This window comes from Psychrobacillus sp. NPDC096623, assembly GCF_044762655.1.
Classification (GTDB): domain Bacteria; phylum Bacillota; class Bacilli; order Bacillales_A; family Planococcaceae; genus Psychrobacillus.
Genome location: NZ_JBIWER010000002.1, coordinates 75,184 through 90,171, shown reverse-complemented (window position 1 = coordinate 90,171; position 14,988 = coordinate 75,184). Strand labels below are relative to the sequence as shown.

At 35.8% G+C, this 14,988-nt stretch carries 18 protein-coding genes and 1 riboswitch; of the genes, 10 read left to right on the top strand and 8 right to left on the bottom strand.

What is annotated here, in order from left to right; genetic code table 11:
* Nucleotides 1-13: 13 nt before the first annotated feature.
* The 4 genes from ACIQX2_RS05145 to ACIQX2_RS05130 all read right to left on the bottom strand — a co-directional run bounded on the left by ACIQX2_RS05145 (nt 14) and on the right by ACIQX2_RS05130 (nt 4,515).
* On the bottom strand, nt 14-1,000 hold the full coding sequence (locus tag ACIQX2_RS05145; protein ID WP_402847582.1) for a homoserine dehydrogenase: 987 nt from the start codon (nt 998-1,000) through the stop codon (nt 14-16).
* A gap of 132 nt (nt 1,001-1,132) precedes the next feature.
* On the bottom strand, nt 1,133-2,425 hold the full coding sequence (locus ACIQX2_RS05140; RefSeq protein WP_402847581.1) for an O-acetylhomoserine aminocarboxypropyltransferase/cysteine synthase family protein: 1,293 nt from the start codon (nt 2,423-2,425) through the stop codon (nt 1,133-1,135).
* A 112-nt stretch (nt 2,426-2,537) separates the two neighbouring features.
* A riboswitch (SAM riboswitch) is annotated at nt 2,538-2,652 on the bottom strand.
* A gap of 140 nt (nt 2,653-2,792) precedes the next feature.
* Nucleotides 2,793-4,100 carry a hemolysin family protein gene (locus ACIQX2_RS05135; RefSeq protein ID WP_402847580.1) on the bottom strand — a complete coding sequence of 436 codons (1,308 nt, stop codon included), beginning with the start codon at nt 4,098-4,100 and terminating at the stop codon, nt 2,793-2,795.
* Between the two features lie 34 nt (nt 4,101-4,134).
* Nucleotides 4,135-4,515 (bottom strand): MerR family transcriptional regulator, encoded by a 381-nt coding sequence (locus ACIQX2_RS05130; protein ID WP_402849078.1) that lies wholly within the window; start codon nt 4,513-4,515, stop codon nt 4,135-4,137.
* Nucleotides 4,516-4,715: 200 nt separating this feature from the next.
* Here ACIQX2_RS05130 and ACIQX2_RS05125 point away from each other — a divergent pair, with 200 nt between their 5' ends.
* The 5 genes from ACIQX2_RS05125 (at nt 4,716) to ACIQX2_RS05105 (ending at nt 8,001) form a co-directional block, all read left to right on the top strand.
* A complete protein-coding gene (locus tag ACIQX2_RS05125) occupies nt 4,716-5,351 on the top strand; it encodes a glycerol-3-phosphate acyltransferase (protein WP_402847579.1) in 636 nt (211 codons plus the stop codon).
* A 14-nt stretch (nt 5,352-5,365) separates the two neighbouring features.
* Nucleotides 5,366-5,953 carry a YdcF family protein gene (locus ACIQX2_RS05120; RefSeq protein ID WP_402847578.1) on the top strand — a complete coding sequence of 196 codons (588 nt, stop codon included), beginning with the start codon at nt 5,366-5,368 and terminating at the stop codon, nt 5,951-5,953.
* A gap of 130 nt (nt 5,954-6,083) precedes the next feature.
* Nucleotides 6,084-6,422, top strand: a complete 339-nt coding sequence (locus tag ACIQX2_RS05115) for a hypothetical protein (RefSeq protein WP_402847577.1) — start codon at nt 6,084-6,086, stop codon at nt 6,420-6,422.
* 189 nt (nt 6,423-6,611) lie between these two features.
* Nucleotides 6,612-7,049, top strand: coding sequence for a VOC family protein (locus ACIQX2_RS05110; RefSeq protein ID WP_402847576.1), 438 nt, complete (start codon nt 6,612-6,614; stop codon nt 7,047-7,049).
* 478 nt (nt 7,050-7,527) lie between these two features.
* Nucleotides 7,528-8,001, top strand: coding sequence for a DUF4830 domain-containing protein (locus ACIQX2_RS05105; protein ID WP_402847575.1), 474 nt, complete (start codon nt 7,528-7,530; stop codon nt 7,999-8,001).
* 185 nt (nt 8,002-8,186) lie between these two features.
* Here ACIQX2_RS05105 and ACIQX2_RS05100 read toward each other — a convergent pair whose 3' ends face one another.
* Complete coding sequence (locus tag ACIQX2_RS05100) at nt 8,187-8,531, bottom strand: DUF6176 family protein (RefSeq protein ID WP_402847574.1); 345 nt, start codon at nt 8,529-8,531, stop codon at nt 8,187-8,189.
* 20 nt (nt 8,532-8,551) lie between these two features.
* Nucleotides 8,552-9,307 (bottom strand): DUF2087 domain-containing protein, encoded by a 756-nt coding sequence (locus ACIQX2_RS05095; RefSeq protein WP_402847573.1) that lies wholly within the window; start codon nt 9,305-9,307, stop codon nt 8,552-8,554.
* 158 nt (nt 9,308-9,465) lie between these two features.
* On the opposite strand from ACIQX2_RS05095, the gene ACIQX2_RS05090 reads away from it, so the two are divergent.
* The 4 genes from ACIQX2_RS05090 to ACIQX2_RS05075 all read left to right on the top strand — a co-directional run bounded on the left by ACIQX2_RS05090 (nt 9,466) and on the right by ACIQX2_RS05075 (nt 12,825).
* Entirely contained in the window at nt 9,466-11,163 is a 1,698-nt protein-coding gene (locus ACIQX2_RS05090) for a M3 family oligoendopeptidase (RefSeq protein WP_402847572.1), read from the top strand.
* A gap of 23 nt (nt 11,164-11,186) precedes the next feature.
* Entirely contained in the window at nt 11,187-11,591 is a 405-nt protein-coding gene (locus ACIQX2_RS05085) for an RDD family protein (RefSeq protein ID WP_402847571.1), read from the top strand.
* 212 nt (nt 11,592-11,803) lie between these two features.
* A complete protein-coding gene (locus ACIQX2_RS05080) occupies nt 11,804-12,205 on the top strand; it encodes a DoxX family protein (RefSeq protein ID WP_402847570.1) in 402 nt (133 codons plus the stop codon).
* Nucleotides 12,206-12,222: 17 nt separating this feature from the next.
* Nucleotides 12,223-12,825: an NADPH-dependent FMN reductase gene (locus tag ACIQX2_RS05075; RefSeq protein WP_402847569.1), complete on the top strand. Its 603-nt coding sequence runs from the start codon at nt 12,223-12,225 to the stop codon at nt 12,823-12,825.
* Nucleotides 12,826-12,941: 116 nt separating this feature from the next.
* Here ACIQX2_RS05075 and ACIQX2_RS05070 read toward each other — a convergent pair whose 3' ends face one another.
* Both ACIQX2_RS05070 and ACIQX2_RS05065 read right to left on the bottom strand, forming a co-directional pair.
* A complete protein-coding gene (locus ACIQX2_RS05070) occupies nt 12,942-13,316 on the bottom strand; it encodes a hotdog family protein (RefSeq protein WP_402847568.1) in 375 nt (124 codons plus the stop codon).
* 53 nt (nt 13,317-13,369) lie between these two features.
* Nucleotides 13,370-13,942 (bottom strand): TetR/AcrR family transcriptional regulator, encoded by a 573-nt coding sequence (locus ACIQX2_RS05065; protein WP_402847567.1) that lies wholly within the window; start codon nt 13,940-13,942, stop codon nt 13,370-13,372.
* Between the two features lie 145 nt (nt 13,943-14,087).
* On the opposite strand from ACIQX2_RS05065, the gene ACIQX2_RS05060 reads away from it, so the two are divergent.
* Nucleotides 14,088-14,846 carry an SDR family oxidoreductase gene (locus ACIQX2_RS05060; RefSeq protein WP_402847566.1) on the top strand — a complete coding sequence of 253 codons (759 nt, stop codon included), beginning with the start codon at nt 14,088-14,090 and terminating at the stop codon, nt 14,844-14,846.
* Nucleotides 14,847-14,988: the final 142 nt, after the last annotated feature.

Here is a 14,988-nt window from a genome sequence, read left to right as displayed (position 1 = left end):
TTTGTTATAAAAATTAGATCGTAATAAAGAACCCAGCTCGTTTGCCGATAATTTCTGCATAATCTTCTACCATCACACTTGCAGTTGGGTACATACCTGCTCCTGGACCAACTAATGTTAATGTCCCAATATAGTTTGTATCTAGAGCAACTGCGTTGTTTACTCCTTCAATTGAATATAATGGATGGTCTGCTCCTACTAATTGTGGACCAACAGAAGCGTAAAGTTCTCCGTTTTCGTCTTGCTCAATTTCTGCCACATGACGGTAACGCAGTCCTTGTTCCTTTGCTTTACGGACGTCCTCTAATGAGATTTCATCAATACCAACTACACGAACATCGTTCCAATTAGGTTGTTTTTTAAACGCTAGTGCACTAAGAATCATCAGTTTACGGAATGCATCTTGACCAGACACGTCGTTATAAGGATCTGCTTCTGCATAGCCAAGGTCCTGTGCCTCTTTCAATGAATCATCAAATTGACATTCATCTTGCCGCATTTGTGTCAAAATGTAATTCGACGTACCATTTAAGATTCCTTGAATTCTTTTCACTGAGTTCACTTGTAATAGATTTTTCAATGTCTTAATAACAGGGACTCCACCTGCTGTTGTTGCCTCATATCCTATAAATACTCCACGAGACTTCGCGCGCTCATGCAATGGGATACTATATTTAGAGAACATCACTTTGTTTGCCGTTATTACGTGACATCCTTTGTCAATCGCTCTACATAGGTAGTTATATGCTGGTTCCTCATTAACAATTGCCTCGAATACTACTTGGAGCCCAGGAATATTGATAATATCCTCAAAGTCATCAGTAACTAAGACACCCGGTGTAGCTATTCTTTCTTTGCCAACGTTATTTACGAGTATAGCACTAATTTCCAGATCTAATCCTAACGACTTTTTAAGATCTTCTCTTTTTTCGTTTACAATGTGGTAAATCCCTTGCCCGACTGTTCCGAAACCTAGGATTGCTGCTTTTATTGTCGCCATGCTATCTCCTCCAACTGAATCCGCACAATTGAGTTCCAATTTGCTTCTATTAGTAAAATTCTAAATCGCAATTATTTACGAAGAACTATTTTACATATTGTAGCCCATCTTTACCCAATTATCAATAAAATTCTATCTAGAGAGGACATTTGTTTTCCCTACGAGTACTTTATCAAGTGCATCCTGTAAATCTTCTACTGCCTCAAGCCCTACTGATAAGCGGATTAAGTCTTCTGTAACTCCCGATTTTACCAAGTCTTCTGGCGTTAACTGCTGATGCGTTGTAGATGCAGGATGGATTATTAGTGATTTAGCATCCCCAACGTTAGCTACATGCGACCAAATTTCAATATTATCGATAATATTACGACCCGCTTCTTTACCACCTTTTACTCCAAAAGTTAGTATAGAGCCAAAACCGATCTGTAAGTATTTTTTTGCAAGCTCGTGCGAAGGATGACTTTCTAAACCTAAGTAGTTAACCCAAGTCACTTCTTCGTTATTTTCTAAGTACTCAGCAATTTTCTGTGCATTTTCATTGTGCTTTGGTACACGTAGATGAAGTGTTTCTAATCCTTGTAGAAAGGAGAAAGCAGCTTCAGGACTTAAAGTTGGGCCAAAATCTCGAAGCAATTGAACGCGTAATTTCACTGCGAATGCTACGTTCGGAACATCTATTCCGTATCTTAACCCATGATAGGTCACATCTGGTTGTGTGAATCCAGGGAATTTCTCAGAATCCCAATTGAAGTTTCCTCCATCTACCACTACTCCACCGATAGTTGTACCATGACCGCCAATCCATTTAGTTGCAGAGTGAATCACTACATGAGCACCATGTTTAATCGGATTCGAACCATATGGTGTAGCAAACGTATTGTCTACCAATAATGGAACTCCTACTTCGTTAGCGATAGCAGCCACGTTTTCAACGTCTAATACATTTAAGCTTGGGTTTCCAATGATTTCAGCAAAAAATGCTTTTGTTTTATCTGTAACAGCTGCTCGGAAATTTTCTGGATCCGTAGAATCTACAAACTTCACAGTAATTCCATATCTCGGCAATGTATGAGCAAATAAATTAAATGTACCACCGTATAAATTTTCAGCAGCAATAATTTCGTCCCCTGCTCCTGCAATATTTAAAATTGAGAATGCAATAGCGGCCATTCCCGAAGAAAGTGCAACTGCTGCTGTTCCTCCTTCTAATAATGCAATTCGTTGTTCAAAAACATCCACAGTTGGATTCGTAATACGGGAATAGATATTACCTGTTTCCGCAAGAGCAAATAGGTTTTGCGCATGTTCAGTATTTTTGAATACAAAGGATGTTGTTTTGTGAATCGGTACTGCTCTTGAACCTGTCACTGGGTCTGGTTGTTGACCACCGTGTAAAAGTAGTGTTTCTTTTTGAAGATTTGTCATTTGAATTCCTCCTAAAATGTAGTTTAGATGGACGCTTTTGGAGGCGAGGGAGGATTAGAACAAACAAAAACCCCCTTCACTTAAGAAGAGGGTGCAAATTCGCATGTTCCTCCTCTTATCTTCCAAATTCACATTAGAATTTGTAGGATTTAGCACCTTTCCAAGTTAAGAACTTGTTGGTTGCCGGGCATCGTAGGGCCTATTCCCTCCGCCACTCTTGATAAGAGTATTAGATTTAGTTTTCCATCTTGTTACACAGTATAGATTTCTATCAATCTATTTGTCAACACTTTTTCGAAAAATTAAAAAACTTTTTTTAACTGATTCTTTTTTTAATCAAAATAACAATAGAATGAAGCTGGAAAATTTATGAAAAAGTAATAGTTTTTTTCACTTCAATAAAGCTTAATTGATTATCCTCTTTTTCATAAATCGTAAATGTATAGCCATCTTGTTCAATTTGATTATCTTCTGCTAGTTCAATATCCTGTGAATAATACCATCCGCCAATTGTATCTACGTCTGGATTAACTAATTCAATCCTCAGCAATCTTGATACATCCTCTAACAACACATTGGAATGGATAATATAATGATCATCCTCTATTTTGCGAATATCTGCAATCTCATCCTCATCATATTCGTCGCGAATTTCCCCCACTATTTCTTCTAAAATATCCTCTACCGTAACAAGTCCGGAAGTCCCTCCGTACTCATCCAGAAGAATAGCTATATGCGTACGTTCTTTTTGCATTTTCAATAACAAGTTATTAATTGGAGTTGACTCAATTGTATTTATTACAGGATTCATAAATTTTTCAATATCGAATGACTCTGATGTAATTCGGTTATTAATACCTTGTGTTAAAAAGTCCTTAATATTGATAAAACCGATTATATTGTCACGGTCTTCCTCATACACAGGATATCGGGTATACCGTTCTTCAGAAATAATTGTTAAGACATCATGGAAAGTTGCCTTTTTTTCAAATCCTATGATTTTAGTGCGCGGCACCATAATTTCACGAGCAATACGGTCATCAAATTCGAAGACATTATTAACATATTTTAGTTCGTTCTGATTAATCTCGCCGCTTTTATAGCTGTCAGCAAGCAACATACGGAGCTCTTCCTCCGTATGTGACAACTCATGTTCAGAGGCTGGTTTCATACCGAACAGACCAACTAATATCCGGGCAGATCCATTTAAGAACCAAATAAATGGATACAAAATTTTGTAGAAAATCATAATTGGCTTAGCAAAGACTAGTGTCACTGCTTCAGCCTTTTGAATAGCAACTGTTTTAGGTGCTAATTCTCCCACGACTACGTGTAAAAATGTCGCAATTGCAAATGCACCACCAATAGTGAAATAGTGAATATAATCTGTACCAATACCAACGCTTTCAAACAACGGATGTAGAATGAATTCAAATGTCGATTCTCCTACCATACCTATTCCAAGAGCTGTTACTGTAATACCTAGCTGACAGGCAGATAAATATTCATCCAAATGTGTCGTTACATGTTTTGCAGCAAGAGATCCTTTACGACCTTCCGCAACAATTTGGTCAATTCGAGATTGTCGTACTTTTACAATCGCAAATTCTGTTGCTACAAAGAATGCAGTTAACGCTAATAATATTATAAAAATTGTTAGATTTAATATGGTCAATAAGTGTCTTACTAAAAAAGTAAGACTTCACCTCCTAAGTGATAAGTAATAGTAATGATTGCATTAAAGCAACGCTTTCTGAAGATATCTTCTCTTTAATCGTGTGCTGTGTGTTTTGTTCTTTGTTATTGATTTGTTCTAATAGGTGAGAAACTTCCTTTTCTAAATATTTCATGTGCAATCGAATTTCTTGTATATCTATTTCTTCTACCGAATTTTTTTCTAGCTCATGTTTAATCTCTTCTAAAGACATACCATTAGACTTCTGTTCTTCGATAACTCTTAGTCTATCAATAGCTTCGAAAGAATAATATCGATAATTCGAAGCAGAACGTTCAGCTTTTAACAATCCAAGAGTTGTATAGTAATCAATGGTACGTTTCGTAATCCCAGTTCTTTCAGCTAATTCACCAATTTTAAATTTCTCTTTCCCAACAAAATCACCCCAAACCGTAACGTTATAGTTTATATTTTAAATTATTTTACGTATTTTAGCAATATTATTGTTGGCCATTTCCCTTCACTTCTGTGTGCACTACCACTAATTTAAATATCTGAAACTTCTCAACTTTTCATTCGTTAAATATATTAAAGTTAGCGGAGGGAGAAAATGTTGTGTCAGTAATTTATATCACCATTATTAGTTATCTGGTTGGATCCATTCACGGTTCTAAAATAGCGCAATATTTTAGTGGCGTAAATATTAAAAAAGAAGGTTTAAAAAATTCTGGGGCTTCAAATGCTGCTATTGTTCTCGGTGCAAAATATGGTATTTTAGTTGCAATTATTGATATTTTTAAAGGCGTTTTAGTCGTAGTCGGGACGCGTTTTTGGGTTTTACAGTACGCAGACTTTTCTTCAGTTGAACAGGACGTTCTGCTCTATAGTGCAAGTGCGGCTGTAATACTCGGGCATAACTTTCCTCTTTATACTAAATTTAAAGGTGGAAAAGGGACCGCCACCCTTATCGGAGTGCTACTTGCTCTTAATTGGCCACTTGGTTTAATTGGACTTTTATTATTAATAGGGACTACATTTTTAACGGACTATTTATTAATCGGTGTATTTGTTTTTTACTTTGTTTTTATCGCGGCATCTATTTGGTATGCAGAAGGAATTGGGCCAATGGCAATTGCGGGATTCTTATTTTTGATGGCTGTTGTTTTGCATATTGAAAACTTCCGTCGTTTATTGCGTAGGGAAGAAATGAAAATCTCCACTTTTCTAAGTAGGAAGAAGGCTCCTTTGTGAAATGAGGTAATATCATGAAAACTAAAATGAGGTGGATCGTGCTAATCCCTTTAATAGTAGTGGCTACTAGTGGAATTGGGATTTGGTTACTCACGGGTAAATGGCTTGAGGATGGTCTGGATCCTAAAGCAGACGGAACAAATGAATATGCCATTGTGCTAGGAGCCAAGGTGAAAAAAGGGAACGTCCCCTCTCTGGCTTTACAGTATAGATTGGATGCAGCTCTTGCCTACGCCAAGGAATTTGCCCATGTAAAATTGGTGCTTTCAGGGGGTCAAGGTCCGGATGAAGATATCGAAGAGGCTATCGTGATGAGAGAATTTCTACTGAATAATGGAGTAGAAGAGAGTAGGATCATTATAGAGGACAAAGCCACTTCAACATATGAAAATTTGCTATTCTCAAAGGAATTTATACCAGACGATATACATTCCGTGACAATTATTACCAGTGATTACCATTTGCAGCGAGCTAAAATATTAGCAAGTAAACTAGGCTGGGAGTCTGATGTTGTAGCTGCCAAAACTCCAAAAGTTGTGGAACAAAAGGTTCGTATGCGAGAACGCGTGGCGTTGTTAAAGGCATATATTTTAGGAAAGTAATTGTATTAAATTAAGGCTCTGTTAAAGGAATAAGTTAATTTATCCTTAATAAATCGGGTTTAAATGTCTAAAATGAATATCTACCTTATCGTAATGATTAATTTAAAAGGACTAATTAGGGAGGACTTTTATGATTTTGGTTATATTAGTGTTATACGGAATTATAGCTGGATTTTTCATTTCAAAAAGAAAAATGAAAATGTCCCAAGCTGCAATACCAATGGTAGCTTTCTCAATACTTTCAAGTGTTGCTTTGGGTCAAAATTATACAGTGAGTTTAATTCCTGAAGCTAATGATGGTATAGGAATTTCAAATTTTTTAGCTACATTTTTATTGCCAACAGATGGTTGGACAAATGAATTGTTTTTATCAAAATTTGAATTATATCTTGGCATTTCTATCGCATTAATTTTTTTATATTTTATATTTGTAATTGTTGAAAAAATAAAATCGGATGTTAAGGCATAATTAAGGCATAATGCTGATTGTGCTAACGGATGCTTTACCTCAAGATTGAGTAAAGCCTTTTTTCTTGTTGAACTATTGCCACAGGTTTGTTGAAGAAGGATATTTCCTGTTTTAAACGAATTAGAATTTCAAACAAACTTTACACGAATACAGGTATTAAAAATAACCGGAAAATAGGAGGTATCTGATATGAAGATCAATAGAATAGATCATGTAAGTATAAACGTAAATGATCTTTCAGAAGCTAAGGCGTTTTTTCTTGATTTAGGACTTGAAGTGCAAGCGGAATGGGAGTTGGATGGTGAACAGTTGGATAGAATAGTTGGGCTTAATAATGTTAAAACGGCATGTGTAGGATTGGGGATGCCAGATGGACAGACATGGATAGAGCTAGTCAAATTTTATACGCCATCAGATGAAAAAGATATTCAGCAACCTTTTGCAAATACGTTGGGTATCCGACATATTTGCTTTGCTGTTGAAGATATTGAAGCTGTTGTTGCAAAATTGAAAAAGAGGGGTACGGAAATCTTTAGTGAGATACAGCAATATGAAGAAAGTTATAAGTTATGTTACGTTCGTGGACCAGAGGGTATTATTTTAGAGTTGGCGGAGAAACTCAGATAATATTGAATGGACTTTAATAATTTAGATTTTAAACTTTAAATATTTCTTCTTAAACAATCGGGTACTTAACTTCAAAAAGGGGTAAAGCCTTTTTTCTAATTGAACTAAAGGTGCAGTTTAAGGAATAAATAATATCATTTATAGGTGTTAGCAGTTTACTTTTACTCAAATTATTCATGTTTAGTTTTTACGAAGAAACTTCCACAGGATTCAGGTTGGAGGTCCAGTAATTCCTTTTATTATTGGAATAATTTGAAGTTATTTTATCGGTAAATACAAAAATAGTTGTTAAGCTAACGGGTGCTTTAGTCAAATAGAGAACGTCTTTTAAGTTGTTGCTCCTTTTATATTTAAAAGTACTTTTGATAATACTCTTTCCTTAGCCTCCAGCTTAATTAGAGATAGTGGTTCTATTTTTACTACCCCGGCAGGATTCTGTAAGAAGAGTTTGAAATTGTATAGGGAAGGAGGTTATTACTTGCGATATTTTTTTCTATCGGCTTTTTTTGTAATGACTTTGTCTATTATCGTTTGGGTAGCAGTGAATACTAATGGTATGAACGAACAACAAACCAATAGAGAATGCAATAACACAAATGAGACCATCTCTAAAAGTCATCAAGAATATTTATTACAATACGGTTGGCATATTAAATCAAAATGTAGCACAAGCAAAGAGGTAGTAGATTATTACCCAGAGCTCATAATGACTTTACAAAGTGGTGGATTAAATTTAGAACCGTATAACCAAAAAGGAAAAGAAGCTAAAATAACTACTTATACTCTAAAGGAAGAACAACAAAACGGAGATAAACTATCAGCGACAATTTATGAAATAGATGGGAAATTAGTGGGTGGTTATGGAGCATTAGAAAACTGGGAACCAGGCGTTTTTTCTTTAGGAGAAAAAGTGCAACTAATTGAACAAGGGATAATGAGTGACAATCCATAATGTTTTTAAAATGGATTATCCAAAACGGTTACTTTAGTAAAAAGGAATACGAAAAAAAGAGCTTGGAAATGCTTTTCCACCCTCTTTTTTCTAAACAAAACCAACCATTAGCTTTAACATAACCTAACTTAAAAAGGATGGAGTAAAGAAAATTTCGCGTCTACTTTCTTTCACCCTTCTTTTAACTAATTCATCGAATTACTAACTCGATTAGGAATCATTACTACCTCTGTTTGTAGGTCTACAGCTCGATATGATGTATCTATACATTCTTCCCAATAGGCGAGATGCTTTATATCAATCCAATGCTTGGATTCTTCTACAACTTGTCTACCTTTCCCCTGGACAGAATACCAATAAAGATATTCATGTTCGTTTGTAAATTCCCTAAAAATGGTTTCTATATACATTTTTTCACCTTCAAGGGTAACTAGTACTTCCTCTATATTTTCATTTAAAAAAGTTAACCACTCATTTACTTTAGTAGTTTTAACTTTCTTCACTCGAAATCTTGTGCATTCAATATTCACTTTTAAAATATCCTTTTAGTTTAGTTTTTTACCCAATATGCACTACCATCGTCTTTTCTATCTAAAAATCCGTATTCTATTAAATAACGCCTTAAAGTTACGAAGTCGTCATATGCATTTTTTAGGACATGATTTATTTCTTTTTCCGTGTAGGTTTTTTCTTTTTCAAATCTTTGAATTAAGACCCGTAACGTTGCCAGCTTCTGCTTTTCCTTCTTGGGAAATTTCATCAGACGACCATCAAGACCATCCGGAAAGAATTTCTTTTCGACATCTTCCTGTTCCTCTTGCGTGATGTTATAGCGATCATCCACCATCGTTGCTGTTTTATGAAGAGGTAAGAAAGTAGGAGCGTGATTATCCTTTTCCTTTAACAATTCCATCATCGCTAAAAATACTTTTGCTTGTCGCTCTTTTTCTTTTAACACGAAACGATGATTGCGAATTGTTGAAGAGCTTCCAATTCCTAGTTCGCTCTGTATTTCTACATCACTTCTCCCCTCATAAAATAGACGCAATAGGCTATTTTGGTGATCAGTTAAACCTGTCAACTTTTTGTTTAACCCTATTAGATAATGAAAAACCGATTCATGCTCTTCTTCAATATGGAACTTCATGAATTTTTCTGCTTCATACAACATATTATTCTTTGGATAAATAAATCCTTTTTCTACTTTACTTCCACACAATAGGCACACATATACTTCTTCCTCTTCGATATAACCTTTCTTCAGTTGTTCTGAAGATGCATTCCACATTAACTCCGATATATCCATTTACAAACACAACCATTCTTTGTTTATTTATTTACAAACAATATATATTATCGTTTATTATATGTCAATCCACAAATATTGATTGCAATTTATCTGAAAATAATAAACAATATAAATAAGACGTTTCGGAAATCGAAACGACAGAGAGGGGAATTCCATTGGTTACATTTAAGGATTATGAATACAAACGTCCAAATTTACAGCAGGACAAAGCTACATTTCAAACGTTATTAACTAAATTTAAAGAGGCGTCATCAGTAGAAGAACAGAGTAAAGCAATTGAGCATCTCAATGACTTCCGCAATAACTATTCTACTCAGGCAAACTTAGTTTATATTCGTGCCTCTATCGATACGAACGATGAGTTCTATCAAAAAGAGCGCGATTATTTTGATGAGACGAACCCTGAGATTGAAGAAATGATTACTGAATATTACAAGGCTTTAGTGGAATCACCATATCGAGATGAATTAGAAACAAAATGGGGCAGTCAGCTGTTTGACTTGGCAGATTTCCAAATCAAAGCATTCTCGCCGGAAATTATTTCGCTAATGCAAAAGGAAAACAAACTTTCTTCCGACTACTCGAAGCTAGTTGCATCTGCACAGGTGGAGTTTAATGGAGAGACATTAACACTCGCACAGCTAGGGCCACACACGGAATCGATAGATCGTGAAACACGTAAAAAAGCTAGAGAGGTTAGTGGCGGATTTTTCCACGAAAACGAAGCGAAATTTGATGACCTTTATGATCAACTAGTAAAAGTTCGCCATGAGATTGCAACGACACTTGGGTACAAAAATTTTGTAGAGCTCGGCTATATCCGGATGAATCGTATCGATTACAATGCAGAGATGGTTAAAAATTTCCGTGACCAGGTGCGTGACTATATTGTTCCTGTTGCGACGAAGCTTTATGAACGCCAGGCGAAACGGATTGGCGTAGAAAGCCTAAAGTATTATGATGAACCATTCAACTTCCTTAGTGGCAATGCAACTCCACAAGGTTCTCCAGAGTGGATTGTGGAAAATGGAAAGAAAATGTATGAGGAGCTATCTCCTGAAACAGCAGAGTTTTTCCAATTTATGATTGACCGTGATTTAATGGATTTAGTTGCGAAAAAAGGAAAAGAAGCTGGTGGTTATTGTACGTTTATCGATAACTATGAATCTCCATATATTTTCTCAAATTTCAATGGTACATCAGGAGATATTGATGTTCTAACACATGAAGCTGGCCACGCTTTCCAAGTGTATACAAGTCGTAACATTGGGATTCCTGAGTATGTTTGGCCAACTTTTGAGTCTTGTGAAATACATTCGATGAGTATGGAATTCTTTACATGGCCATGGATGGAATTATTCTTTAAGGATCAAACGGACAAATATAAATTTGCACATTTAAGTAGCGGACTTCTGTTCCTACCATACGGTGTTGCAGTGGATGAATTCCAACATGCGGTATATGAAAATCCGGAGATGACTCCTGCTGAGCGTAAGGCCGCTTGGAAGAAAATTGAGAAGATTTATTTACCTCACCGCGATTATGATGGAAATGGTTACTATGAGGCTGGTGGGTTCTGGCAACGTCAAGCACATATTTATGCTAGCCCGTTCTACTATATCGATTACACACTTGCTCAAATTTGTGCATTCCAATTTTGGAAACGTTCAAGAGAGGATCATGAAGCTGCTTGGAAGGATTATTTACACCTTTGTCAGCTTGGTGGATCGAAATCTTTCACTAAATTGGTAGCAGAAGCAAATTTAATTTCTCCATTTGAGGATGGTTGTGTGGAATCCGTCATTGGTTCGATTGAGGAATATTTGAATAGTGTCGATGACTCTGCTTTATAGGTTAATGAAAGGAGCTAAATAAATTGAACCCAGCTGGTTTTTGGATTAGATTTGGTGCCAGTATATTAGATGGTATTATTATGGGTTTACCGTTAGCCATTATAAGTTATCTTATTTTTGGAGACGGTGATACATGGTTTACTACCTTGGGATCATATTTATATTTCATATTACTCCCTGCATTTTGGGTTGGATACACTGTAGGAAAGAAAATCCTTGGTATTCGGGTCGTGAAATTAGATGATACGGATGTTAGTTTATGGACTATGATTATGCGACATTTTGTAGCTGGTTTCATATACGCACTCACTTTAGGGATTGGTGTTATTGTTAGTGCCTTTATGGTAGGTTTTCGCGAAGACAAACGAGCAATTCATGACTTTATAGCAGGAACGTATGTATCCTACAATCCACCTTGGCAAAAATAGTTTACAATGACAAGTATCCATCAGGATGCTTGTTTTTCTTTGATATTCCTCACATTTCTATAGCTTTCTTCAATCGAGCATTTTCTGGTAAATATGCAGAAAATCATTTTTTTTCTGTTTAAATTACTTTTTGTAAGCAAATGTATTGTATTTAGGTAATAACTATATTATAGTAGGTTACGTTAAGTAACTTATTTGGAGGATTTATAATTATGAAAAAGCAACAACTTGCAACACTTATTTTACGTGTCGTGTTTGGATTTACGTTCTTAATGCATGGCATAGCAAAATTCCAAGGAGGTATTTCAAATACAGTTGGATATTTTGATTCACTGGGTTTACCAGGAGCTTTAGCATACGCAATTGCAATTATTGAATTAGTTGGTGGTTTATTATTAATAATTGGGCTTGGAACACGAGTAATTGGTGCTCTATTTGCGGTAATAATGCTAGGAGCAATTTTCTCAGCGAAATTATCATTAGGATTATTAGGCGATGGTGTTTCAGCTGGATACGAACTAGAATTAGTCTTTTTAGCAATCGGTGTTTATTTTGTCTTAGCTAACCCGATTAATTTATCACTCGATGAAAAACTGTCACAAAAAAATAGATAATGATTTGAGGTATAAACATGAGCTTTTTGCAAAAATTATTCGGACAAAATTCAAATGAAGAACAAACAGGAGGAAATGACATGATGAAAATTGGTATTGTTTTAGGTTCAACACGTGAAGGACGCGTTAGTCCACAAGTTGGAGCATGGGTAAAAGAACTAGCGGACAAGCGTGGAGACGCAGAATATGAAATTATCGACATTGCAGATTTCAAATTACCACTTTTAGGTGAAGCAGGCGGCGATGCATCAGGTGCAGCAGCATGGTCAGAAATCATTGCGAAACAAGACGGATTCGTATTCATCGTTCAAGAATACAACCACTCTATTACAGGTGCACTTAAAAATGCTTTAGATTACTTACGTGACGAGTGGAACAACAAAGCTGCAGGTATCGTATCTTACGGTTCAGTAGGTGGAGCTCGTGCAACAGAACATTTACGTGGTATTTTAAGTGAATTATTAGTAGCGCATGTACGTGTACATCCTGCACTATCATTATTCACAGATTTCGAAAATGGTACAGACTTCAAACCAGCTGCAGTTCAAGCAGATTCAGTAAACCAAATGCTAGACCAAGTTATTCCTTGGACAACTGCTTTAAAAACTGTACGCAAGTAACTATATGGGCAGTGCAAGATCAAAAAAACTCATCCTAAGGGGTGAGTTTTTTTGTACACTTCTAATATCCGTATTTTTACCCAGTTAAAATATAGGTTCACCCTACAGGGTATTGCTTATAAAATTACTCCAGCAAAATTCCCTCTTAATACTTCCTTTTCATGTTGATTAATACATTTAAAAGAGGCAGTAATACGTGTTCTATTATCCTGCTTTTCGAATTGCTCGATTGTTACCTCACAAATGATTGAATCACCAGTAAATACTGGTCTTATAAATTCAAAATTCATGGTACGAGCTAGCACGTTATGGTCTCCACCTACTTTTGTTGGTAGAGTTGCCGTTAGTAATCCTTGAACTACAAGTCTTCCCTGCTCATCCGGAGTTAGGTGATGTATCCCCTCATCACCTGAAACCTTTGTAAATAATTCAACATCCTTTATTCCGAAAGTCCGTTCAAATGTAATAATATCTCCTACTTTTAACGACAAATTAATACCTCCAACTAATTTATGCTATTTTTCTATGACCCTATTTTCTAACTTCACTTTAAAACATTCAATGTTTCGACTAAATGAATATTCATGTCATCAACGGACTCGTCAAAATTATTTCTATGCCATTCAATAATTAGCCCTATAATAGCATTGGTCATATAGGAATAGACAAATTTTTTTGATTCGTCGTATATCCCAATTTTACTATCCTCTATAAAATTAGTGCGAATTGCATCAAAGAACATGTAATAGTAAGCTGTCGATACATTATCTGATAAAATAATGCGATAGAAATCTTCAAACTTCTTGACATGATGAAAAATACGAACCGTTTTTGGATCTAAATTTTTATAAGCTGAATTTTTTAATTGGACTGCAGAAATATGCTTATAAGGTTCTTTATACGATTCTTGTAAATCTCTAATTACCTCTTCAAAAAACTCCTTAAAAACATCACCAACTTCTTCATAGTGAAAGTAAAAAGTTCCTCTATTTATACTTGCTTCTCGACATAGCTCAGATACTTTGATGTCTGTTAAAAGCTTATCTTTCAATAAATGAGTTAAGGCTTGATAGATAGCTTTCTTTGTCTTTACGACTCTTAAATCATTTGCTTTCAAAAATATCTCTCCTTTATCGAACACATATATCATTATCTGTTTAATATTATACAATAATTGTGAAAACTGTTGATTGAATGCGTTTACATTATAAATTATACTGTTATTGTACAACTGTATGATAAAAAATAAGGAGGAAATGATAATGAGATTACAAGACAAAGTAGCTATCGTTACAGGTGCAGCTTCAGGTATGGGCAAAGCTATTGCAGAAGCTTATGCAAAACAAGGTGCGAAGGTCGTTGTTTCCGACTACAATTTAGAAGGTGCAGAAACTGTAGCTGCAGCTATTAAAGCAGCTGGCGGTGAAGCAATTGCTAACCGTACAAATGTGGCAGAACTTGCTGATTTAGAAAACTTATTCGCTGAAACAAAAGATGCATTCGGTAAATTAGATATTTTAGTAAATAATGCTGGAATCATGGATGGAATGGAGCCTGTTGGGGAAATTTCCGATGAAAAATGGGATCGAGTATTCGCAGTGAATACGACTGGTGTTATGCGTGCAATGCGTATTGCCACTAATATTTTCTTAGAACAAGGACATGGAGTAATCGTGAACAACATCTCTGCAGGAGGGTTACGTGGTGCTCGTGCTGGTGCAGCGTATACTGCGTCTAAACACGCTGTTACAGGCTTAACTAAAAATACAGCTTATATGTATGCAAACTCGAGTATCCGTTGTAACGGTATCGCACCAGGTGGCGTTGCTACAAATATTCAGTCTTCTATGACTAGCCTTTCCGAATTCGGGATGGGGCGTCAGCAAACTGGTAGTGGAACAATGCCACGTGTTGGTCAACCCGAAGAAATTGCACAACTTGCAGTATTCTTAGGCTCTGACGAGTCTAGCTTCGTCAATGGGCAGGTAATTGCCGCTGATGCTGGTTGGACTGCTTACTAAGTTTAAATCTCAAGTAAAAACTATACAGAACAATTTAAAACAACCAGTTGCCTTTACTTAATCGCCGACTGGTTGTTTCTTGTTAATTGAATCTGTTATTTTCCTTATTTAAATTTGCATACAATAAGGCAGGAGTTTCTCC